This is a genomic window from Saccharothrix coeruleofusca (assembly GCF_017876325.1).
GTDB classification, from domain to species: domain Bacteria; phylum Actinomycetota; class Actinomycetes; order Mycobacteriales; family Pseudonocardiaceae; genus Actinosynnema; species Actinosynnema coeruleofuscum.
The window spans coordinates 5,531,889-5,551,455 of the sequence record NZ_JAGINV010000001.1 but is presented as its reverse complement, the minus strand read 5'-3'; the positions used below and the strand labels follow the sequence as shown (position 1 = coordinate 5,551,455).

Below are 19,567 nucleotides of genomic sequence, written 5' to 3'. Positions count from 1 at the left end.
CCGGCCGATCATGAAGAACCTGAGAAGACGCTGTTCAGATTCCTTGGTCGGATTCCTTCGCGGGCAGCCGCCCGGCGGGCAGCCGGACGGTGAACGTCGTGCCCTTGCCGACCTCGCTGGTCACGGTGATCGTGCCGCCGTGCGCGACCACGTGGTGCTTGGCGATCGCCAGGCCGAGGCCACGGCCGCCGGTGGCGCGGGCGCGGGAGCGGTCGGCCCGCCAGAACCGGTCGAACACGTGCGGCAGGTCCTCGGCCGCGATGCCGCGCCCGCTGTCGACGACCTCCAGCACGACTTCCCCGTCCCGCAGGCGACCGCGCACCACCACCCGCCCGTCCGCCGGGGTGTGCTGCACGGCGTTGACCACGAGGTTGCGCACCACCTGCCGCAGGCGCACCGGGTCGGCCACCAGCGGCAGCCCGCCGCCGTCCGGCAGGTCCGCCTCGACCCGGTGCGCGGCGGCGACCCCGGCCAGCAGCTCCGCGGCGTCCACCGGCTCCGGGCGCAGGCGCAGCTCGCCCGCGTCGGCGGCGGCCAACTCCTGCAAGTCGTCCACCAGGTGCTGCAGCACCAGGGTCTCCTGCAGCAGCAGGTCCAGCAGGTCCTGGTCCAGCTCCGCCACGCCCTCCTGCGCGGCCACCAGCCAGCCGCGCATCGTGCCCAGCGGGGTGCGCAGCTCGTGCGACAGGTCGTTGACCAGGTTCTTGCGCAGCGCCTCGGCGCGCGCCAGGTGCTCGGACATGTCGTTGAACGCGGCCGCGACCTCGGCGACCTCCCAGCGCGCCGCGACCCGCGCCCGCGCCGACAGGTCGCCCGCGCGCATCCGCCGCGCCGCCTCGGTGAGCGCGGTCAGCGGCCGCAGCACCCGCCCGGCCAGCAGGGAGCTCACCCCGACCGCCAGCACCAGCACCAGCGAGGCGGCCAGCGCGATCCGCGCGACCCCGGCGGCGGGCAGGCCCACCACGGTGTGGCTGCGCACCGGTTCCCCCACGAACAGCAGCGCGGCCGGGGCGACGTAGGAGGTGAGCAGGGTGCGCCGGGCCGAGGCCAGGCACTCCTCGTGCGACCGCTGCCCGCCTTCGTCGACCAGCGCCATCAGGCTGCCGTCCACGTCGAGCAGCACCGGGTGGTACGTCGTCCCGGTGTCGGCGTGGCACTGCCGCGAGTAGGCGTTGAGCAGCCGCAACGCCTTCTCCTCGGTGTCCGTCGTCCGCGTCGACGACGCGCACCCGTCGGTGGTGGGCCACGCGAAGGAGCGCCCCGCCTCGTTCGTGCGGACCTCGGCCGCGACACCCCGGCCGCGCGCGCAGTCCACGTCCTCCTGGGCGCGGGCCCGGGAGATCTCCCGCTCCTCGGCGGTGAGCCGGAACGGGCCGACCGCGCGCGGGTCGATCCGGTCCCCCGCGCCGCCCCGGCCTGCCGGGAGGTCCACGTTGAGCGGGTCGACCACCGCCGAGGGCTGCTCGGCCAGCGGCGGGTCATCCGGCCCGAACGCCCCGCCGATCAGCACCCGCTCGGGGGTGGTGAGCCGGATGCGCAGCCCCGTCTCCCGGCTCAGCTCCGCCAGCAGCGGCGCGACGCCGGTCCAGGCGGGGTGGGTGGCCCCGTAGCCGAGCACGGCGTCGTGCACGCGGGCCAACCCCTCCTGGGCGCGGCCCTGCTCGGCGCGCAACGTCTCCGTCGTGCTCTGCACCGACAGCCACGTCGTCGCCGCGATCGAGCACGCCGACACCAGCACCGTGCCCGCCAGCAGCAGCCGCCGCAGGCCACGCGGCCTACCGGGCACCACCGCTCCCGTCGACCAGCTTGTACCCCACCCCGTAGACGGTGAGCAGGTAGGCCGGGGCGGCCGGGTCGACCTCCAGCTTGCGGCGCAGGTTGCGCACGTGCACGTCGACGGTCCGCTCGGTGATGAACCCGTCCTGGCCGTAGGCCCGGTCCAGCACCTGCGCCCGGCTGAACACCCGGCCCGGCTCGGCGGCCAGCACGGACAGGATGCGGAACTCGGCCGGGGTGCAGGCCACCGGCCGCCCGGCCACCCGCACCTCGTGCCGCACCGGGTCGGCCTCCAGGTCGCCCACCCGCAGCAGCGGTGCGGCGGGTGGGCCGCCCGCGCCGGAGCGGCGCAGCAGCGCCCGCGCCCGCGCCATCAGCTCGCGCGGGTCGTAGGGCTTGACCAGGTAGTCGTCCGCGCCCAGGTCGAACCCGAGCAGCTTGTCGTCGGCCGACGCCCGCGCGCTGATCACCAGCACCGGCAGGTCGGTGTGGTCGGCGCGCAGCGCCCGGCAGACGTCCCAACCGTCCACACCGGGCAGCATCAGGTCCAGGATCAGCAGGTCCGGCCGCCGCCTGCGCACCTCGTCGAGCGCGCTGCGCCCGTCGCCGACCAGCAGGAAAGCGTGGTTCTCGCGGGCGAGGAAGCGCCCGATCAGCGCTGCCTGGTTCGGTTCGTCCTCGGCCACCAGGACGTAGGCGCACATGCCGCCCATGATGCCGGCCGCCCCGCGCCCCGCATGAACGGCGACGAGCCCACGACCGGAGGCGGCCCGCGCGCGGCGGGACGCCTCCGGTCCGCCGGGTCAGGGGTTCCAGTAGAGCGTGGTGAAGACGCGGTCGAAGCGCCGCGCGGCCAGGTCGTCGCGCTGGATTCCCCAGTGGATGGTGGCGCCTTCCAGGCCGGTGACGGGGACGTGCCAGTCGGCCAGCAGCACCCAGTCCGTCTCCTTCTCCGAGGCAGGTCCCTCCCAGCGGCCCGCCTTCACCGCGTGCACGGCGCTTTCCGCTATCTCGGCGACCAGGTCGTCAGGGCTGATGGCCTCTTCCGTGGCGTAGCCGCCGAGCTGGAGCATCCCGCCGTCGGAGTGCTCCTCCCAGAACTCGCCGAGCTCGTCGGAGATGTTGTAGGCGTCGTGGGGGGACAGCGACAGCGCGGGCGTCGCCCGGAACGGACTCTGCGGAAAGCCCTCGAACTGCTCCCGGTACTCCTCGTCGTCGGAGTGGGACCAGCCGTACTTGTCGCGCTCCTCCACCTCCGCCCCGGCCGGGACGTGCACCACGGCGCCCTTGTTCTCGTGGTCGTCGGTGTACCAGGGGCTGGCGAACAGCAGCAGGTGGCCGTCGGCGGGCAGGTCGAGGCCCGTTGCGTCGGCGGGCAGGGCGGCGAGGTCGATGGTGGCGACGAAGGGATGATCGGGGGTCGGCGTGCCGGGCGGAAGCAGGATCGGGCCGCCGAAGCGGCCTACCACCGGCCCGTCGCCTTCGTCGTCCAGGATCAGGCAGGTGCGGGTGGCGGCCAGCCAGCGGTCCACCTCCTCGGCGGCGAAGCCCTCTTCGATCGCCGTGGCGCGCAACTCGTCCAGCTCGGTCTGAAGATCATCGATCATGCGGGCACCGTAGAGCAGGGGTACGACACAACCGCCCCGCGTCCCCTCCGGGTGCCGACCCGACCGGGGCCTAAACGGGGATCACCATGCCGGGGAAGGATCTCGTCCCACGGCAGTGGGGGCACTGCCGACCGTTGTCCACGGTGCCGGGAGCACCCCGGACCGCGGCGAACACGTGGTTCGCGATGAAGCCGATGCCCCCGCAGAGCGGGCAGATCGTCCGGGGTTCCGCCGCCACCGCGAAGAGGCCGCCCCCGCCGAAGTCGTCCTCCTCGTACTCGTCGGCCGCGTCGAAGTACCGCTCGTCGCGGCCTTCGTCGCCGGTGTCGCGTTCCTTCACCCACCCACCCCGAACCATCGCGCGCAGTGCGATCTTGTCCGGCCAGACGGTACTGATCCCGCCCCCGTCGACCGGTGCCACGCGCTCCGGTTCCCCCGAAGGTGGCACAAGTCCATCTCGGGCGAAATTGATCACCTCGCACCCCACCCCCAGTGCGTCGGCAAGTACTACCGGACGGGTGTGTGCGGGCCGGTAACTACTACCCGAGGCACGGGATGGCGGGTCGAGTGCGTGAAAGTGCGGGTCGGGTGTCCGAATGCTCGGTTCGTGGTGTCGGAACGCGCGACTCGCAGGGGGCGACACGCCCGACACGCCCGTGGGTGGGTGACGCTGGGAAGGGCGTGTGCGTGCTGAGCGTTGAACTGGGGGCGCCGAGCGGGCGGCGGCGTAGCAGTGGTGGCAGTACGGCGGGCAGCCATGCCGGGGTCGATGTAGTGCGACTCGTCGGCGCGGCCACAGCGGCTCGGCAGGGTGGGGGAGGAGCCGGGTCCGGCCAAGTGCTGATGAGTGATCCCGTCTGCCAGGCATGCGCGCCAGTTCCATCCACGCCTGGTCATGATGCTCGGCGGTGTCGGGCGCGTGGGGTGGGGTGCCGCCCCCCGTCGAGGGTGGGGGCGGTACCCCGGACCGCCGTGCCGTGGCTGTGTGAGAGCGCGGTACGGCGGTGGCTTGTGGCGGGCCTGTGGGCCGGCGGGGTGGCCCGGACCCGCGCCGGCTGCGCGCGGCGCTCGGTCAGGGCCATGAAGTAGGTGACCAGCGCGAGTGCCGCGCAGGCGGCGGTCAGATAGAGGCCGAGCAGAGCGCTGAAGGCCGTCCACGTGTCCACCACTGACCTCCTGTCGTCAATGTCAACTAGACCATCGGCGTTTAATGGACATGGGATAAGTGCCCTGATCGGGTGGTGTCGCGACAGTCGCCGCTGCGTAAAGTGCTCACCGTGAGCAAACCTGCCGGTACGCCACGTACTCGCGCACTCGCGGTCGCACTGCGCCAGCTGATCACCGGTTCGGGAATTCCCGTGCGAGAACTGGGAAAGCGCGTTGGGGTCTCCCACGGCACCATCAGCCTGTGGTCGAACGGCAAGCTCGTGCCGAAGCCGCACCAGGTCGACGCACTGATGAAAGCTCTCGACGTGCCCGAAGTCGCACGGTGCCGAATTCGCGAGCTGACGGAGCACGCCCGCGACCAGGACTGGCTCACCAGCGGGCAGCCCGGCGTGACCGAACAACTGGCAGTCGTGCTGGAGTGCGAGCGCACTGCCGAACAGGCCATCGACTGGGCACCTGACGTAGTGCCAGGGCTGCTGCAAACCGGTGACTACGCCAGGACCATCCTCGGCCGACGCGGCGACGTCCCCAACCTCGATGCCCGCGTGGCATTGCGCGTCGGACGTCGTGACGTGCTGGCCCGCGCCGAGAATCCGCTGCGGTTGACGGCGTTCCTGGGTGAGAAGGCCGTCCGCCACTGCATTGGCTCACCCGCTGTGCGGAACCACCAGTTGCGGTACTTGCTGACGATGGCGGAGACCGAAACGGTCACCATCCGGGTCGTGCCGCTGGGGCACGAGTGGCACCCGTGCCGGATGGGGCCATTCATCATCTACGAGTTCGACGGCAATCCGCCGATCGTGCACTTGGAGCACCACCGTTCTGGGACGTTCCTCTACAACAACGACGACGTGGAGGAGTATCGCGCGCTCGCCAGCAGCCTCCACGAGCGCGCGATGAGCCCGGAGAAGAGCGCCGCCTTTATCGCGAAGTGCGTCAAGTAGGGAGTGGTGATGGAAGAACCACGGTGGAGGAAGTCATCCCGGTCCGGCGAGGAGTCGAGCTGCGTCGAGGTGGCGCACACGCGGGACGTGGTGCGTGACTCGAAGAACCCCGCCGGGCCGGTGCTGCGGTTCGGGCGGGCCGGGCTCGCGGGGTTCCTGAACGCGGTGCGCGCGGGCCGGTTCGACGGCTGATCCGGCGGAGGTCGCGTCCATTGTGGACGCGACCTCCGCGACAGGGCGGGCTCATCGGAGACGGCCCGCTCCGCTCAGGCGTTCGGTATCACAAGGTGAGCGCGGCGCGGCCGCCGACCACGGGCACGGTGATGCTCGTTTTGGTCAGGTCGAAGTCGATCGGGCCCGCCTCCGGGTCGGGCACGGTGTCGGAGCTGTAGTTGTCGCCGAGCAGGATCAGCCCGATGCGCTGCCCGGCGGGCACGGTCTGGTCGAGCGGGCTCATCTCCCAGGTGACCGTCAGCGTCTCACCGGGGACCAGGGGCTCCGGCCGGTAGAGGGAGTGCCTGTTCTTGAGGTCGATGAGCCCTCGGGACAGCACCTTCATGCCCTTCACCCCCTCGCGGTAGGTGACGAGGTAGGCCGAGAGCGGGGTGCTCCTGGTGGTGGGGCGGACGGTGGCGGTCATCGTGGGCGTGCCGGAGAAGCGGGTGTCCGCCGCGGCGGGCGGGGTGACCCCGAAGATCCGGTACGGCGGTTCGATCCCTGGCTGCGTCTTGAGCAGCGGGCCCACCTTGGTGTCGCGGACCATGTGGAAGTCGGCCGACGCGGACGGCTCGGTGGTGAGCGGCGCGGAGCCGTTGACCATGTCACCGGCGTGCAGCCGCACCGGGGTGGCGTCCTGCCGGGGCCAGGTGGAGGCGATCTCCGGGGGCGTGCCAGGTCCGGGGGTGGTCTGGCGCTGCGCGTCGACGGCGGGTTCGCGGTCGATGCCGTTGTCCAGCCCCAGCAGCCAGCGGTCCATCCACCTGCGCAGGGTCCGCTTCCAGTCGTCGTACCGCCAGTCCGACGGTGAGGAGCCGTGGTGACCGTTGAGCAACCACAGCTTGCGGGGGACCCCCTTGGCGCCGAGCGCGTTCCAGAGATCGGCGAACTGCACCGAGTCGACGTTGGCGTCGTCACGGGCCCAGGTGGTGAGCACGGGGGCGGTGAACCGGCTCATGTCGCGGACGTAGTCGTGCGCGTCCCAGAAGGCGTTGCGGTCCCCGCTGGCGGCGTCCTCAGCGGCGGCGAGGGAGGCGACGCGGCCTGCGCACACCTCTTTGGCGGCCGGCCCCGCGACCCTCTGGGCGTAGCCGGGCATGTCAGCCCAGTAGTTGGTGAGGCCGTTGGTGCGGACCCACTTGTACCAGTCGGCCACCGGCGCGGTGGGCACGATGGCCTTGAGCGCGGGCACGCCGGTCGATGCGGCGCCGACCTGGAGCGTTCCGTCGTAGGAGTGCCCGTACATGCCGACCGCGCCGGTGCTCCAGTCGGCGGTGGCGGGGGAGCCGTCGAGGTAGAAGGCCCTGCCGGAGCCCGCGAACCAGTTGATGACCGCGGTGACCGCCGCGATGTCGTGCGGACCGCCCAGGTCCGTGCACCCGGTGGACCGGCCCGTGCCCTGGACCTGCATCTGCGCCACGGCGTACCCGCGCGGCACGAACAGGTCGGTCCTGACGTCGCCCTGGATCCTCCAGGCGAACCCGGGGCCCGCCCCGATGGCCTGACGGAGCGGGATGTCTTCGTTCTCCGGGTTCTCGTAGCCCTCGTTGTAGGGACTGGCGGTGAGCAGGACCGGCGACTTGAGCCCCTGTTCGCCCTCCCTGGGACGCATGAGGTCGACGTAGACGTGGTCCACCACGCCGTCGCCGTCGGTGTCCTCCCCCGTCTCGACCGACAGGGACTCGACGATCGCGTCGGCGTAGGAGAAGACGGGTTGGGTCTCGTTGTCGATGATGGACAGCGTCGGCGGACCGGCCGCGGCGGCGGGGGACTGGCCTGCTAACACCAGCGTCGCCACGACCGCCAGCGAGATCGCTCCGGTACGGCGCGGCACAGCGTGTTTCCTCACGGCGCTCCTGGGAGTCGTTGTGTGCTTTACAAACCGGAGAGACGTGTGCCGGATCGAGAAGGATGCTCACCTCGGACCCATGTGACCGGCCGCACATTTCGCGGAGCGTGTGCTGCCCGCGTGCGACGCGGGACGCCGCGTGCTGCCGGAAGACCCGTTCGACTCGTGCTCATTGCCTCATCGGGCACTGTTCGCCACCTTCCCGAAGGCTCGTGTGGCCGTGCCGGGTCCGCCGTGGCACCTTCGTTTCTATAGGGTGTCCGGCTCACCCACCCGCGTGCCGCAGGTTAAGCGTTGCGTGGGCGCACTTCACCCGATCGAATAGCGTCGGGCTGCGCGGGTGCGTGTTTTACTGAGCTCGTCGGCGAGACCGTCACTTGTCGGAAAGGGCGTTCCTGATGAGTATTCCCGTTATTCGCATGACCGACGTTCCGCCGGGGGCGCGCCCCGGCCGCCGCCCCGCCTGGCCATGACCGCGCTGTCGGTCGCCAGGGCCCAGTCCGAGCGCTGGTGGAGCTACTACGACCAGGGCACGGGCGGGCGTCCGAAGCCGGGCACGCGGGTGCTGCTGCGGGACGGGCGCGCGGGCACGGTCACCGCGTACGAGGGCAGTTGGAAAGCGGTCACCTTTCCGGTGAGAATCGATCGGACGGGGCAGACGCTGATGCTGCTGCTGTCCGAAGTCACCGTGCTCGTCGTCGGCGCGGAGTCCGATCCCGAGGCGAATGCGCGGCACGCCGGGTAGTCGGTTCGCCCGGTCGAATTAAGACCGAAGGGGAACCCGGTAAAGACGTGCCCGATTGATCGTGCAAACAAATTCCACCGCGCCCGGCGCGGCGGAATCGAATGCCCTCGCGCCCGCCCGCACGCCGACGCGGACGTGCCTAGCCTGGCGGCGTGACCAACATCAACGGCAGCAACGACCCCCGGTTCGACGCCGTCCGCGCCGAGCTGGAGCGCAACCTCACCTCCGGTGAGGAGCTGGGCGTCTCCCTGTTCGTCGACGTCGACGGCGAGGCCGCCGTCGACCTGTGGGGCGGCTTCCGGGACCCGGCCCGCACCACCGCCTGGGACGAGCGCACCATCACCAACGTGTGGTCCACCACGAAGACCGTCACCAGCCTGGCCGCACTGGTGCTGGTCGACCGAGGTGAACTCGACCTGGACGCGCCGGTGGCCCGCTACTGGCCGGAGTTCGCCGAGAACGGCAAGGACCGCGTCCTGGTCCGCCACCTGCTCTCGCACACCTCCGGTGTCGCCGGGCTGGACCAGCCCGCCACCGTCGAGGACCTCTACGACTGGGACAAGGCCACCGCCCGGATGGCGGCCCAGGCCCCGTGGTGGGAGCCGGGAACGGCCTCCGGCTACCACATGACCAACTACGGCCACCTGGTCGGCGAGGTCGTGCGGCGGGTCAGCGGGAAGACGCTCAAGCGGTTCGTGGCCGAGGAGATCGCGGGCCCGCTGGGCGCGGACTTCCAGATCGGCGCGGCCGAGCGGGACTGGGACCGGATCGCGGAACTGGTGCCGCCGCCGCCGGTCGACCGCGCGGCGCTGGCGTCGGGCGGCGAGCTGATGCTCAAGGTCGTCACCGGTCCCGTCGTGCAGGCCGAGGACGCCGCCACGCCCGCCTGGCGGCTGGCCGACGTCGGCGCGGCCAACGGGCACGGCAACGCCCGCTCGGTGGCGCGCGTGCTGTCGGTGCTGGCGCGCGGCGGCGAGGTCGACGGCGTGCGGCTGCTCGGCCCCGGCACCATCGACCTGATCTTCGACGAGCAGGCGGCGGGCGTGGACCTGGGCATCGGCGTCCCGCTGCGCTGGGGTGTCGGCTACGGGCTGCGCGAGCCCGCGACCGTCCCGTGGCTCCCCGAGGGCCGGGTCTGCTTCTGGGCGGGCTGGGGCGGGTCGGTGGTCATCGCGGACCTCGACCGGAGGATCACGCTCTCCTACGTGATGAACCGGATGGGGCAGGGCCTCATCGGCTCCGAGCGCACCGCCGCCTACGTCCGGGCCGTCTACGACGCGCTGGGCTGAACCGAGCCGGGCTGACCCGTCAGGGGGCTCACCCCCGCCACGGCCAGCCGGAACAGCCGCTCGGCCTGGGCGGCCGGGTCGGGGTGCCGCTCGGTGGCCGTGGTGATGCCGACGATCAGCGTGAGCAGGTCGGCGACGGTGACGTCCTGGGCCACCACGCCGTCCCGCGCGGCCCGGCGCACCAGCGGGTCCGCCGCCCGCATCAGGTCCGCCGCGCAGGCGCTGTCGTGCACCGCCTCGGCGTCGTAGGCCAGGGCGGCGGCCAGGCCGCCCGTGGCGACGCAGTAGGCGACGACCTCGCCCAGCCACGTCAGCAGCGCTTCCCGGCTGTCGGCCTCGCCGAGCAGTTCGCCCGCGCGGACGCCCAGCGCCTCGATCTGGTCCTTGGCCACCGCTTCCAGCAGGGCGCGGCGGGTGGGGAAGTGCCTGCGCACGGTCGCCGAGCCGACCCCGGCGACGCGGGCGATCCGCTCCAGGGAGGCGTTGGGGCCGTGCGCGGCGACCTCCTCGCCCGCCACCGCGAGGATGCGCGCGTAGTTGCGCCGGGCATCGGCGCGCAGGCGGTCCGGCATGGCGCTCACCTCCGTGTTTGCTAAATGGCGGGGCCCGCCATATCGTAGCGGGAGCTAAACGGCGGACCCCGCCATTTAGCTCCCGAGTGCCCGAGGAGCACCCATGTCCCACAATTCCACGCCGAGTTCCGCACCCGTCCTGGTCACCGGAGCCAACGGCAGGCAGGGCGGCGCCACGGTCCGCGCCCTGCTCGCGGCGGGCATCCCCGTCCGCGCCCTGGTGCGCGACCCGGCCACCGACCGGGCCAAGGCCGTCGAGGCGCTGGGCGCCGAACTGGTCACCGGCGACCTGGGCGACCGCGACTCCCTGACCAGGGCCGCGGAGGGGGCGCGTGCGGTGTTCTCCGTGTCGCTGCCCGCCTTCACCCCGGACGGCTTCGACTTCTCGATGGAGGTCACCCACGGCGTCAACCTCATCGAGGCCGCGAAGGCCGCCGGGGTGCCGCAGTTCGTGCACTCCTCCGTGACCGGCGCGGACCAGCACACCGAGACCCCCGGCTGGGCCGAGGGCCGCTGGGCGGTGCTGGAGCCCGTCATGAACGCCAAGAGCGCCGTCCAGGAGCGGGTGCGCGAAGCGGGCTTCCCACACTGGACGCTGCTCAAGCCGGGCTTCTTCATGGAGAACTTCCTGCCGTCGATGGCCTTCCTGTTCCCGCGCGGCATCGACGGCGGCATCGTCAGCGTGCTCAAGCCGGACACCCGGCTGTCCCTGATCGCCGTGGAGGACATCGGCAGGGCCGCCGCCGCGGCCATCGCCGACCCGGACAAGTTCGACCGGGTCGAGCTGGAGCTGGCGGGCGAGCACCTGTCCATGACCGAGATCGCCGAAGTCCTCGCCCGCGTGCTGGACAAGCCGCTGACCGCGCCGGAGATGACCCTGGAGCAGGCGATGGCCGCCGGGATGCCCCCGATGGGCGCCTCGCACGAGTGGATCAACACGGCGGGCCAGCCCGCCCGCCCCGAGTACGCGTGGGAGCTCGGCCTGTCCACCACCTCCTTCGAGGAGTGGGTCCGGAAGAACCTGCGGGACGCGGCGTGACCGCCACGTCTCCGGTAAGCGCTTTCACCAGCGCCCGGCTGCGGCGCTTCGAGGCCGACGCCGCCACCGACCCGGACACCGCGCTGGCCGGGCTGGTCGCCGACCTGCGGGCGGCCGGTGGCCCGCTGGTGGAGCGGGTCTCGCCCGAGGAGGTCGACGTGACCTTCGTGCACGTCGCCGACGCGGGCTCGGTGGCGCTGCGCACCACCCTGCTGCGCCTGCCCTCGCACGAGGAGCACGCGCCGCTGCGGCGGATCGAGGGCACCGACGTGTGGCACCTGACGGTGCGGGCGACCTCCGACACCGCCGTCGCGTACTCCTTCCTGCACGACCCGCCGCCGGTCTTCGCCTCCCCGGCCGAGGCGCTGGCCGTGTACTCCGACGAGCGGCGGGCCGGGGAGCACCTGCTGGCCCGCGAGACCGCCACCACCGCCGACCCGCACAACCCGATCCGGGCGCCGAGGGAACTCGTCATCGGCGACGAAGAGGTGTTCGACTCGGTGCTCGTGCTGCCGGACAGCCCCTACGTCCACCTGTCCGCCGACGGTCCGACGCCCGCGCTGGACGAGCACGAGCTCGACGGCAGGCGGATCAGCGTCTACCAGCCGGAGGGCACCGCCCCCGGTGACGCGCTGCCGCTGGTGGTCGTGCTCGACGGGGAAGTGGGCATCCGGGGCGGCGTCCACCGCAGGCTGGACGCCGCGATCGCGACCGGGGAACTGCCGCCGCTGCGCGCGGTGTTCTGGCACAACCGGACGCTGACCTCCCGCATGGGCGAGCTGTCGTGCAACCCCGCCCTGGCCGACGCCCTGGCCGATGAGCTGATCCCGTTCCTCGCCGAGCGCTACGGCGTGCCGGGGGACGCCTCCCGGCGGGTCATCGCGGGGTTCAGCCTGGGCGGGCTGGCCACCGCGCACATCGCGCTCACCCGGCCGGACGCCTTCGGTGCGGCGCTGCCCATGTCCGGCGCGCTGTGGTACACCCCGGCCCCCGGCGACGAGCCGAGCGGGTGGCTGATCCGGCAGTACGAGCGGGAACCCACCCGCCCCACCGCCGTCTACCTCACGGTGGGGCAGTTGGAGGACGTCCCGGTCGACTACCCCGGCGTGGCGGCCGGGACCACGTGGGTCGGCTCCGCCCGCCAGTTCCGCGACACCTTGCGGGACAAGGGGTACGACCTGCGCGGCTACCGGGAGGTCCCGTCCGGGCACGAGCTGGTCAACCTGCACCTGGCGGTGGTCGACGGGCTGGCGGCGCTGCTGCGGTGACGCCCGCCCGCGTCACGGACGGGGCCACGTCCCGAAGGTGGCGCGCACGACCGAGCCGATCAGCTCGTCCACGTCCTGGCCCTCGTGCGGCTTGAGGGCCCCGTCCACCAGCAGCACGCTCATCCCCTGCACCACGGCCCAGATGCCGGTGCACAGGGCCTCGCCCTGCGGCTCGCCCAGGTCGACCTCCAGCGCCTCGGCGACCGCGACCACGACGTCGCGGGCGGCGGCCCGCGCCGCCGCGTTCGTGCCGCACACCCGGCTCACCATCAGGTGGAACAGGCCGGGGTTGGCCATGGCGTAGTGGATCGCCGCCGAGACGACCCGGACCAGCCGGTCATCCGGCCCGGCCTGGGCCGCCGCGGCGGCGATCCGCGCGCCCACCTGCTGGAAGCCGTGCACGGCCACGGCCGCCAGCAGGTCGTCCTTGTCGGCGTAGTGGCGGTAGGGGGCGTTCGGGGACACCCCGGCCGCGCGGGCCACCGACCGCAGCGAGAGCTGGTCCGAACCCGTGGTCTCCACCAGCTCCAGCGCCGAGCGCAGCAGGCTCGCCCGCAGGTCGCCGTGGTGGTAGGCCGCGCCCTTCACGTTGACATCGTACGCGCGGCCCGGCCTTCCACCGCCCGCGCGAGCAGGGTGAGCGCGGCCTGCGACGGCGAGCCCTGCTCGGCGGTGACGAAGGTCAGCCGGTGCTCGGGGGCGTGCGGCAGCAGCAGCGCCTGCTGCTTCACCGTCAGCTCGCCCACCAGCGGGTGCCGCATCCGGTGCTCGGTGTTGTCGCACTCGCGCACCCGGTGGTCGGCCCACATCGCGGCGAACTCCTCGCTGCCGGTGACCAGCTCGCCGATCAGCGTGCTCAGCTCGCGGTCCTCCGGGTGCCTGCCCGCCACCAGCCGCAGGTGCCCGACCATGGCCCGCGCCTTGACCTCCCAGCGCGGGTACAGCTCGCGGGTGTGCGCGTCCAGGAACACCAGCCGGGCCATGTTCGGGCGCTCGTCCGGGTGCCGCGGGGCGTCCTGGTCCAGGTGCCCGGCGAACAGGGCGTGCCCGAGCGGGTTCCACGCCAGCACGTCGGTGCGCCGCCCCAGCAGCACGGCGGGCACGTGCGCCATGCTCGCCATCAGCTCGGCGGTGGCGGGCGCGACGTGCTCGACCGGGGGCGGCGGCACGGCCCGGCGGCGCGGCCGGGCCAGCGCGCGCAGGTGCTCGCGCTCGTCGGGGTCCAGCCGCAGAGCGCGGGCGATGCCGTCGATGACCTCGTTCGAGGCGTTCAGCGACTGGCCCTGCTCCAACCGGATGTAGTAGGAGGCGCTGACCCCGGCCAGGCCGGCGACCTCCTCGCGGCGCAGCCCCGGCACCCGGCGCCGCTCGCCGTAGGTGTCCAGGCCGACGTCCTGCGGGCGCAGCCTGGCCCGACACGCCTGCAAGTACTCGGCGAGCTGTCCCGATCCGCTCATACCGCCAGTATGCGTCGCGCGCACGCGCGGAACCTGACCACGCCAGTGGTAGGAAAGACGCGATCTGGTTGGACGCGCGCTCCTCGGGCGACGGTGGACCGGTCCGCTCCGGCGGAACCGTCCGCACAGTCCCAGGAGGACCACGAGCATGACCACGACCACCGAGCGGGGCCGCGCCGCCCTCGCCTTCGGCTCCGTCACCCTGGAGCGCGTCCCGGAGTACTTCGGCACGGTCCACATACCCCCGCAGCAGTTCTTCCCCGAAGTGAGCCAGGAAACGTGGCGGGACAACGAGGACTGGTTCGCCCCGGACTTCCTGGACCCCGATTCGGGCACCGTCCGCTCCGCGCTGCAGACGTGGGTGCTGCGCAGCGGCGGCCGGACCATCCTCGTCGACACCGGCGCGGGCAACGGCAAGGAACGCCCCTACGCCCAGGTGTGGGCGCACCGCCGGACCGCCTACCTGGACCACCTCGCCGCCGTGGGCGTGCGCCCGGAGGACGTCGACATCGTCGTCAACACCCACCTGCACAACGACCACGTCGGGTGGAACACCGTGCTCGAAGGGCGGGAGTGGGTGCCGACCTTCCCCAACGCCCGCTACCTGATGCCCGCGCGCGACTTCGAGTACTGGAACCCGGTCCACCGGCGCGTCGCGGCGGGCGGCCCGCACAACCAGAACGTCTTCGAGGACAGCGTCGCCCCGGTCCACCGGGCCGGGCTGGTCGAGCTGTGGGAGGACGAGCACGTCATCGACGAGCACCTGCGCCTGGTCCTCGCGCCGGGGCACACGCCCGGCTCCTCCGCCGTCCTGCTCGACTCCGGCGGCACGAAGGCGATGTTCGTCGGCGACATGCTGCACACCCCGGCGCAGGTGCTCGAACCGCACGCCAACAGCTGCTTCTGCGAGGACCCCGAGCAGGCTCGGGCGACCCGGCGGGAGCTGCTGGCCCGCGCCGCCGACGAGGACGCCCTGGTCTTCCCCGCGCACTTCGGCGGCGCGGGCGGGTTCCGGGTGCGGGCCTGCGGCGACGGCTTCGCACTGGCCGAGTGGGCACCGTTCGCCGCCCCCGAGCTGACCGAGGACTGATCCCGTTGCGCTACGAGGAAATCACCGTCGACACGGGCGCGGTGCGCGGCTACCTGGCCGACGACGTCGCCGTGTTCCACGCCATCCCCTACGCCGCCGCGCCGCACGGGGCGGCCCGGTTCGCGCCGCCCCAGCCGCCCACCCCGTGGCAGGGCGTCCGGGACGCCACCCGCCCCGGCCCCACCGCGCCCCAGCCCAAGCGCGACGCCTTCGGCGAGCTGGACATGTCCCCGTACTTCGGGCCGGGCTGGATGCCCGGCGAGGAGTACCTGACCGTGGACGTCCGCACCCCCGCCGGACGCCACGCCGACCTGCCGGTGATGGTCTTCGTGCACGGCGGCGGCTTCACCGCGGGCTCCACGCGCAGCCCGCTCTACGACGGCACCGCGTTCGCCCGCGACGGCGTCGTGCTGGTCACCGTCAACTACCGGCTCAACGTGGCCGGGTTCCTGCACCTGCCCGACGCGCCGGACAACCGCGGCCTGCTCGACGTGCTGGCCGCGCTGGGCTGGGTGCGGCGCAACATCGCGGCCTTCGGCGGCGACCCCGGCAACGTGACGGTGTTCGGCCAGTCGGCCGGGGCCACCCTGCTCGGGGCGGTGCTGGCCGACCCGCGCTCCGAGGGGCTGCTGCGCCGCGCGATCCTGCAGAGCGGCAGCGGCACCGGGGCGTTCACCCCGGCGCAGGCGGGGATCGTCACCCGGCGGCTCGCCGAGCACCTGGGCGTGCCCGGCACCGCCGCCGCCCTCGCCGACGTGGCCGACGCCGACCTGGTGGCCGCCTGCTCGGCGCTGGGCGGGCTCGACCTGGCCGCCGACGGCACCCCGGACCCGCTGATGGGGCTCAGCCCGTTCAGCGTGGTCGCCGACGAGCAGCCCGCGACCGCGCTGGCCAGGGGCGTCGCCGCCGACGTGGACCTGGTGCTGGGCACCAACAGCGACGAGGGGCACCTCTACCTGGTGCCGGTCGGCAAGTTCACCACCAGCACCTGGCAGGACGCGCACGACACCGCCGCGCTGATGTCGGCCGACCCGGCGGCCGAGGTCGCCGCCCGCCGCCGCGCCCACCCGGACGCGACGGCGGGGCAGATCCGCTCGCGGCTGCTGGCCGAGGGCCTGTTCGGCGCGGGCACGCGGGCGCTGGCCCGCGCCCACCCGGCGCACAACACCTACGTCTACGAGTTCACCTGGCAGTCCTCGGAACTCGGGGCCACGCACACGATGGAGCTGCCGTTCGTGTTCGACCTGGCGCACCTGCCCGCGCTGTCCGGTCGGGGCAAGCTCTTCGGCACCGCCGTGCCACCGTCCGAGCTGGCCAAGGAGGTGCACGCGGACTGGGTGCGCTTCGCCGCCACCGGCACCCCCGGCTGGCCCCCCTCCCACGACGTCGGCAAGTACTACCCGACCCACCCGTGATGGCCGCTAACCACCACCCGGTGCGCGTGAACGTCGAACTCGGGGGTCCCGGGCGTTCGACTCGCGGCAGTCCTATTTGGACTGCGTGAAGCGCTGGGTCAGGAAGGCGATGGCGCCGGGGACGCCGTGCGACTGCTCGCTGCTGTGGTCCTGCGCGGCGTCCTCCACCAGCACCACCTCCGCACCGCGCTCGCGGTACTGCGCCGCCAGCCGCCGCGCCCCGGCCACGGGCAGCAGCTCGTCGCCGGTGGCGTGGTACATGTAGACCGGCGCGGTCGGCGTGCCGCCGAAGCCGAGCGGGCTCACGGCGTGGGCGAAGCGCTCGAAGGACCCCGAGGTCAACGACCCCGGCCACGCCTCGAACCGCTCCAGCGTCGCCGGCGCGGGGTGGCTCAGGATGGCGTCACCCAGGCAGCCGTGCGCCACCGCGTCGGCCTGGGCGCGTGCGGAGGCGGTCAGGTACCGGTCGACACCCGCCTTCGGGTAGGCGCCGCGCAGGGCGGCGAGCCCGAACAGCAGCCACCCGCCCGAGGACTGCTCGCCGACCGCCCGCAGGCTCGCGTTGAGATCGGTGATCACGCCGCCCTGCGCGATGCCGCTGATCCTCAGCTCCGGGGCGTAGCCGGACTGCTTCTGCGCGGCCGACGCGGTGGCGAAGCCCCCGCCGGAGTAGCCCCACAGGCCGATCGGGGCCTGGCGGTGCACCCTGGCCGGGCCGAAGGAACGGGCCGCGCGGATGCCGTCGAGGACGCCGTGCGCGGCGGCGGAGGCGCCCAGGAACTGCGACTTCGGCCCCTCGTAGTCGGGCACCACGACCGCCCAGCCCCGCCGCACGGCCGCCGCCACCTGCTCCCGGTCGAACCCGGCCTGCCGCTCGGCCAGCGGGGACACCGCCGCGCCCGAGCGCAGCACGTAGGACGGCGCGCAGAAGGTCGCCAGGCCGTCCTCGGGCGTCTGGTACGACAGCAGCGGGCGCGGCCCGCCCCCGGTCCACGGCGCGGTCGGCACCAGCAGGGTGGCGACCGTGGCCGTCGCCCGCCCGTCGTTGTCGCGGGTCTTGTAGAGCAGCTGCCACACCTCGGCGGGCGCGGGCACCGCCAAGGCGTCGGCGGGCAGCCGCCGCGACCGCAGCACCGCGCCGTCGGGCTTGGCCCCCAGGCGCGACGGCACCGCGTAGAACGGGTCGTCGTCCGGTCGCGGCAGCCCGGCGGTGGGGGAGGACGGCGCGGGGGAGGACGTCGCGGGGGCCGCCGACGCGGCGGGCGCGGCGGCCACGGCGGTGAGCGCCACAGCCGCCGCGACGACCAGCCGCGCGGCTTTCCAGCGGTGAAGGGGCATCAGGACTCCTCGTCAGGGACGGACAACGCCTCCCGACGCTAGGTCGGCCCAGGCGGACCTCCCTCGTCCCCGTTTCCCCGGGGGTGGCAGTCCTACCCACCCCCGCCGCCCACCCCGCACACTGGTCGACATGGCCGAACCGCACCCGCACGCGCGCGAGCTGGGCGACTTCCTGCGCGCCCGGCGGAACAGACTGCGCCCGCAGGACGTCGGACTCGAACCGGGCGGCAGGCGCAAGGTCACCGGCCTGCGCCGCGAGGAGCTGGCCCTGCTGGCGGGCCTGAGCACCGACTACTACCAGCGCCTGGAGCAGGGCCGCGAGGTCAGGCCCTCCGACGACGTCCTCGACGCCATCGCCGCCGCGCTGGTCCTCGACGAGCAGGAGCGCGCCCACCTGTTCGCCCTGGCCCGCGCGGCGCGACGGCCCAAGCCCACCCCGCCGCGCCGCCCGGAACGAGTCCCCGACAGCACCCGCAACCTGCTGCACGTCCTGGCCACCCCCGCGCTGGTCGTCGGCAGGCACCTCGACGTGCTGGCCTGGAACCCGCTGGCCGAAACCCTCTTCGGCGGCCCGCGCGACCACCCGCCGGAACGGCTCAACCTGCTGCTCGGCCTGTTCCTCGACCCCGAGTCCCGGCTGCGCTGCCCGAACTGGGAGGGCTTCGCCCGCCAGTACATCGGGATGCTGCGCACCGGCCTCGCCGCCGACCCCACCCACCCGCGCGCCACCGCGATCATCGGCGAGCTGAGCATCCGCAGCGACGAGTTCCGGCGGATGTGGGCCCGGCACGACGTGCGCGCGTCGGTCCACGGCACCAAGGTGTTCCGCCACCCCGAGGCGGGCGAGATGACCCTGACCTGGGACACCTACCCGCTGCCCGGCAACCCCGGCCCGCTGCTGCTGGTCTACACCGCCGAACCCGGCACCCCCGACGCCGAACGCCTCCAGCTCCTCGCGTCCCTGACCGCCACGCGGGCCGCGGGTCACCGGGCCAGCGCGCGCAACACCCGCCCGGTGACCTCGTCGAGGGGGTAGAACAGCTCGATCGCCAGCTCCGACAGCGTCACGTCGGCGGGCGCGCCGAACGTCGCCACGGTGCTGAACATCGCCAGCTCGCCGTGCGGGGTGCGGACCCGCAGCGGCACCTGGATCGGCCCCGACGGCTGGTCGTCGGCGCGCTCCTCGGGCACACCACCGGGCAGCGGGTAGCGGCGCACCTCCTCGTACAGCTCGCGCAGGCCCGCGTCCCCGGTGGCGTTGACCTGGCGCAGCAGCCGTTCCAGGAACAGCGCCCGGACCTGGTGGAAGTTGACCAGCCGCGAGGCCAGCCCCTCGGGGTGCAGGGTCAGGCGGAACACGTTGGGCCTGGGCCGCAGCAGGTGCTCCGGTGTGCCGTCCATGAGCACGGGCATGGCCCGGTTGCCCGCCAGCACGTCCCAGCGGCGGTCCACCACCACCGCCGGGTACGGCTCGTGCGCGGCCAGCATGGTGTCCAGCGCCGAGCGGACCGACGCCAGCGCCCGGTCGTCCAGGTCGCTCTCCCGGTACGCGGGCGCGTAGTCGGCGGCCAGCAGCAACGTGTTGCGCTCGCGCAGGGGGATCTCCAGCGCGCCGCACAGGCGCAGCACCATCGCCCGGCTGGGCCGGGCGCGCCCGGTCTCCACACAGGACAGGTGCCGCGCGGAAGTGCCCGCCAGCAGGGCCAGGTCGAGCTGGCTGAGCCTGCGTCGCCGCCGCCACTGCCGCAGCAGCGCCCCCGGCCCGTGCGCGTCCATGCCGGGAGGGTAGCCACCC

Annotated in this window: 19 protein-coding genes; 9 read left to right on the top strand and 10 right to left on the bottom strand. The window is 73.4% G+C overall.

The window, feature by feature from the left end; translation table 11 throughout:
- Positions 1-34 precede the first annotated feature (34 nt).
- The 4 genes from JOF41_RS25085 to JOF41_RS25070 all read right to left on the bottom strand — a co-directional run bounded on the left by JOF41_RS25085 (position 35) and on the right by JOF41_RS25070 (position 3,723).
- On the bottom strand, positions 35-1,786 hold the full coding sequence (locus tag JOF41_RS25085; RefSeq protein WP_209622436.1) for a sensor histidine kinase: 1,752 nt from the start codon (positions 1,784-1,786) through the stop codon (positions 35-37).
- Positions 1,776-2,480, bottom strand: coding sequence for a response regulator transcription factor (locus tag JOF41_RS25080; RefSeq protein ID WP_189227682.1), 705 nt, complete (start codon positions 2,478-2,480; stop codon positions 1,776-1,778). The genes JOF41_RS25085 and JOF41_RS25080 overlap by 11 nt, the downstream gene beginning before the upstream one ends.
- A gap of 99 nt (positions 2,481-2,579) precedes the next feature.
- A complete protein-coding gene (locus JOF41_RS25075) occupies positions 2,580-3,383 on the bottom strand; it encodes a DUF1963 domain-containing protein (protein WP_209622432.1) in 804 nt (267 codons plus the stop codon).
- 70 nt (positions 3,384-3,453) lie between these two features.
- Positions 3,454-3,723: a DnaJ-like cysteine-rich domain-containing protein gene (locus JOF41_RS25070; protein ID WP_209624669.1), complete on the bottom strand. Its 270-nt coding sequence runs from the start codon at positions 3,721-3,723 to the stop codon at positions 3,454-3,456.
- Between the two features lie 937 nt (positions 3,724-4,660).
- Here JOF41_RS25070 and JOF41_RS25065 point away from each other — a divergent pair.
- Together JOF41_RS25065 and JOF41_RS25060 are read left to right on the top strand one after the other, a co-directional pair.
- On the top strand, positions 4,661-5,494 hold the full coding sequence (locus JOF41_RS25065) for a helix-turn-helix domain-containing protein (protein ID WP_209622429.1): 834 nt from the start codon (positions 4,661-4,663) through the stop codon (positions 5,492-5,494).
- Between the two features lie 9 nt (positions 5,495-5,503).
- A complete protein-coding gene (locus tag JOF41_RS25060; protein ID WP_209622426.1) occupies positions 5,504-5,686 on the top strand; it encodes a DUF397 domain-containing protein in 183 nt (60 codons plus the stop codon).
- An 88-nt stretch (positions 5,687-5,774) separates the two neighbouring features.
- Here the strand turns inward: JOF41_RS25060 and JOF41_RS25055 are convergent, their stop codons facing one another.
- Positions 5,775-7,559, bottom strand: coding sequence for a CocE/NonD family hydrolase (locus tag JOF41_RS25055; protein ID WP_209622422.1), 1,785 nt, complete (start codon positions 7,557-7,559; stop codon positions 5,775-5,777).
- A gap of 469 nt (positions 7,560-8,028) precedes the next feature.
- On the opposite strand from JOF41_RS25055, the gene JOF41_RS25050 reads away from it, so the two are divergent.
- Together JOF41_RS25050 and JOF41_RS25045 are read left to right on the top strand one after the other, a co-directional pair.
- Positions 8,029-8,304 (top strand): hypothetical protein, encoded by a 276-nt coding sequence (locus JOF41_RS25050; protein WP_189227552.1) that lies wholly within the window; start codon positions 8,029-8,031, stop codon positions 8,302-8,304.
- 152 nt (positions 8,305-8,456) lie between these two features.
- Positions 8,457-9,593 carry a serine hydrolase domain-containing protein gene (locus JOF41_RS25045; protein WP_209622419.1) on the top strand — a complete coding sequence of 379 codons (1,137 nt, stop codon included), beginning with the start codon at positions 8,457-8,459 and terminating at the stop codon, positions 9,591-9,593.
- Here JOF41_RS25045 and JOF41_RS25040 read toward each other — a convergent pair.
- Complete coding sequence (locus tag JOF41_RS25040; protein WP_189227554.1) at positions 9,575-10,165, bottom strand: TetR/AcrR family transcriptional regulator; 591 nt, start codon at positions 10,163-10,165, stop codon at positions 9,575-9,577. The two genes, JOF41_RS25045 and JOF41_RS25040, sit on opposite strands and share 19 nt — an antisense overlap.
- 103 nt (positions 10,166-10,268) lie before the next feature.
- On the opposite strand from JOF41_RS25040, the gene JOF41_RS25035 reads away from it, so the two are divergent.
- Positions 10,269-11,204, top strand: a complete 936-nt coding sequence (locus JOF41_RS25035; RefSeq protein WP_209622416.1) for an NmrA family NAD(P)-binding protein — start codon at positions 10,269-10,271, stop codon at positions 11,202-11,204.
- On the top strand, positions 11,201-12,472 hold the full coding sequence (locus tag JOF41_RS25030) for an alpha/beta hydrolase-fold protein (protein ID WP_209622413.1): 1,272 nt from the start codon (positions 11,201-11,203) through the stop codon (positions 12,470-12,472). Before JOF41_RS25035 ends, JOF41_RS25030 begins: the two co-directional genes overlap by 4 nt.
- 12 nt (positions 12,473-12,484) lie before the next feature.
- Here the strand turns inward: JOF41_RS25030 and JOF41_RS25025 are convergent, their stop codons facing one another.
- On the bottom strand, positions 12,485-13,060 hold the full coding sequence (locus JOF41_RS25025; RefSeq protein WP_209622409.1) for a TetR/AcrR family transcriptional regulator: 576 nt from the start codon (positions 13,058-13,060) through the stop codon (positions 12,485-12,487).
- On the bottom strand, positions 13,057-13,929 hold the full coding sequence (locus JOF41_RS25020; protein ID WP_189227558.1) for a helix-turn-helix domain-containing protein: 873 nt from the start codon (positions 13,927-13,929) through the stop codon (positions 13,057-13,059). Before JOF41_RS25020 ends, JOF41_RS25025 begins: the two co-directional genes overlap by 4 nt.
- 148 nt (positions 13,930-14,077) lie before the next feature.
- On the opposite strand from JOF41_RS25020, the gene JOF41_RS25015 reads away from it, so the two are divergent.
- Both JOF41_RS25015 and JOF41_RS25010 read left to right on the top strand, forming a co-directional pair.
- Positions 14,078-15,019: an MBL fold metallo-hydrolase gene (locus tag JOF41_RS25015; RefSeq protein WP_209622406.1), complete on the top strand. Its 942-nt coding sequence runs from the start codon at positions 14,078-14,080 to the stop codon at positions 15,017-15,019.
- A gap of 5 nt (positions 15,020-15,024) precedes the next feature.
- Complete coding sequence (locus JOF41_RS25010) at positions 15,025-16,434, top strand: carboxylesterase/lipase family protein (RefSeq protein WP_209622403.1); 1,410 nt, start codon at positions 15,025-15,027, stop codon at positions 16,432-16,434.
- Between the two features lie 72 nt (positions 16,435-16,506).
- Here the strand turns inward: JOF41_RS25010 and JOF41_RS25005 are convergent, their stop codons facing one another.
- Complete coding sequence (locus tag JOF41_RS25005) at positions 16,507-17,772, bottom strand: lipase family protein (RefSeq protein ID WP_209622401.1); 1,266 nt, start codon at positions 17,770-17,772, stop codon at positions 16,507-16,509.
- A 130-nt stretch (positions 17,773-17,902) separates the two neighbouring features.
- Between JOF41_RS25005 and JOF41_RS25000 the strand changes: the two genes are divergently transcribed.
- Positions 17,903-18,808: a helix-turn-helix transcriptional regulator gene (locus tag JOF41_RS25000; RefSeq protein WP_189227561.1), complete on the top strand. Its 906-nt coding sequence runs from the start codon at positions 17,903-17,905 to the stop codon at positions 18,806-18,808.
- Here JOF41_RS25000 and JOF41_RS24995 read toward each other — a convergent pair.
- Positions 18,757-19,548 carry an MmyB family transcriptional regulator gene (locus JOF41_RS24995; RefSeq protein ID WP_209622399.1) on the bottom strand — a complete coding sequence of 264 codons (792 nt, stop codon included), beginning with the start codon at positions 19,546-19,548 and terminating at the stop codon, positions 18,757-18,759. The genes JOF41_RS25000 and JOF41_RS24995 overlap by 52 nt on opposite strands.
- Between the last annotated feature and the right edge of the window lie 19 nt (positions 19,549-19,567).

Excerpts from the sequence above, each read along its gene's own strand:
- JOF41_RS25015 (WP_209622406.1), top strand. The coding sequence starts at position 14,078 with ATGACCACGACCACCGAGCGGGGCCGCGCCGCCCTCGCCTTCGGCTCC.
- JOF41_RS25005 (WP_209622401.1), bottom strand. The coding sequence starts at position 17,772 with ATGCCCCTTCACCGCTGGAAAGCCGCGCGGCTGGTCGTCGCGGCGGCT.
- JOF41_RS24995 (WP_209622399.1), bottom strand. The coding sequence starts at position 19,548 with ATGGACGCGCACGGGCCGGGGGCGCTGCTGCGGCAGTGGCGGCGGCGA.
- JOF41_RS25060 (WP_209622426.1), top strand. The coding sequence starts at position 5,504 with ATGGAAGAACCACGGTGGAGGAAGTCATCCCGGTCCGGCGAGGAGTCG.
- JOF41_RS25020 (WP_189227558.1), bottom strand. The coding sequence starts at position 13,929 with ATGAGCGGATCGGGACAGCTCGCCGAGTACTTGCAGGCGTGTCGGGCC.
- JOF41_RS25050 (WP_189227552.1), top strand. The coding sequence starts at position 8,029 with ATGACCGCGCTGTCGGTCGCCAGGGCCCAGTCCGAGCGCTGGTGGAGC.
- JOF41_RS25075 (WP_209622432.1), bottom strand. The coding sequence starts at position 3,383 with ATGATCGATGATCTTCAGACCGAGCTGGACGAGTTGCGCGCCACGGCG.
- JOF41_RS25035 (WP_209622416.1), top strand. The coding sequence starts at position 10,269 with ATGTCCCACAATTCCACGCCGAGTTCCGCACCCGTCCTGGTCACCGGA.
- JOF41_RS25080 (WP_189227682.1), bottom strand. The coding sequence starts at position 2,480 with ATGTGCGCCTACGTCCTGGTGGCCGAGGACGAACCGAACCAGGCAGCG.
- JOF41_RS25040 (WP_189227554.1), bottom strand. The coding sequence starts at position 10,165 with ATGCCGGACCGCCTGCGCGCCGATGCCCGGCGCAACTACGCGCGCATC.
- JOF41_RS25000 (WP_189227561.1), top strand. The coding sequence starts at position 17,903 with ATGGCCGAACCGCACCCGCACGCGCGCGAGCTGGGCGACTTCCTGCGC.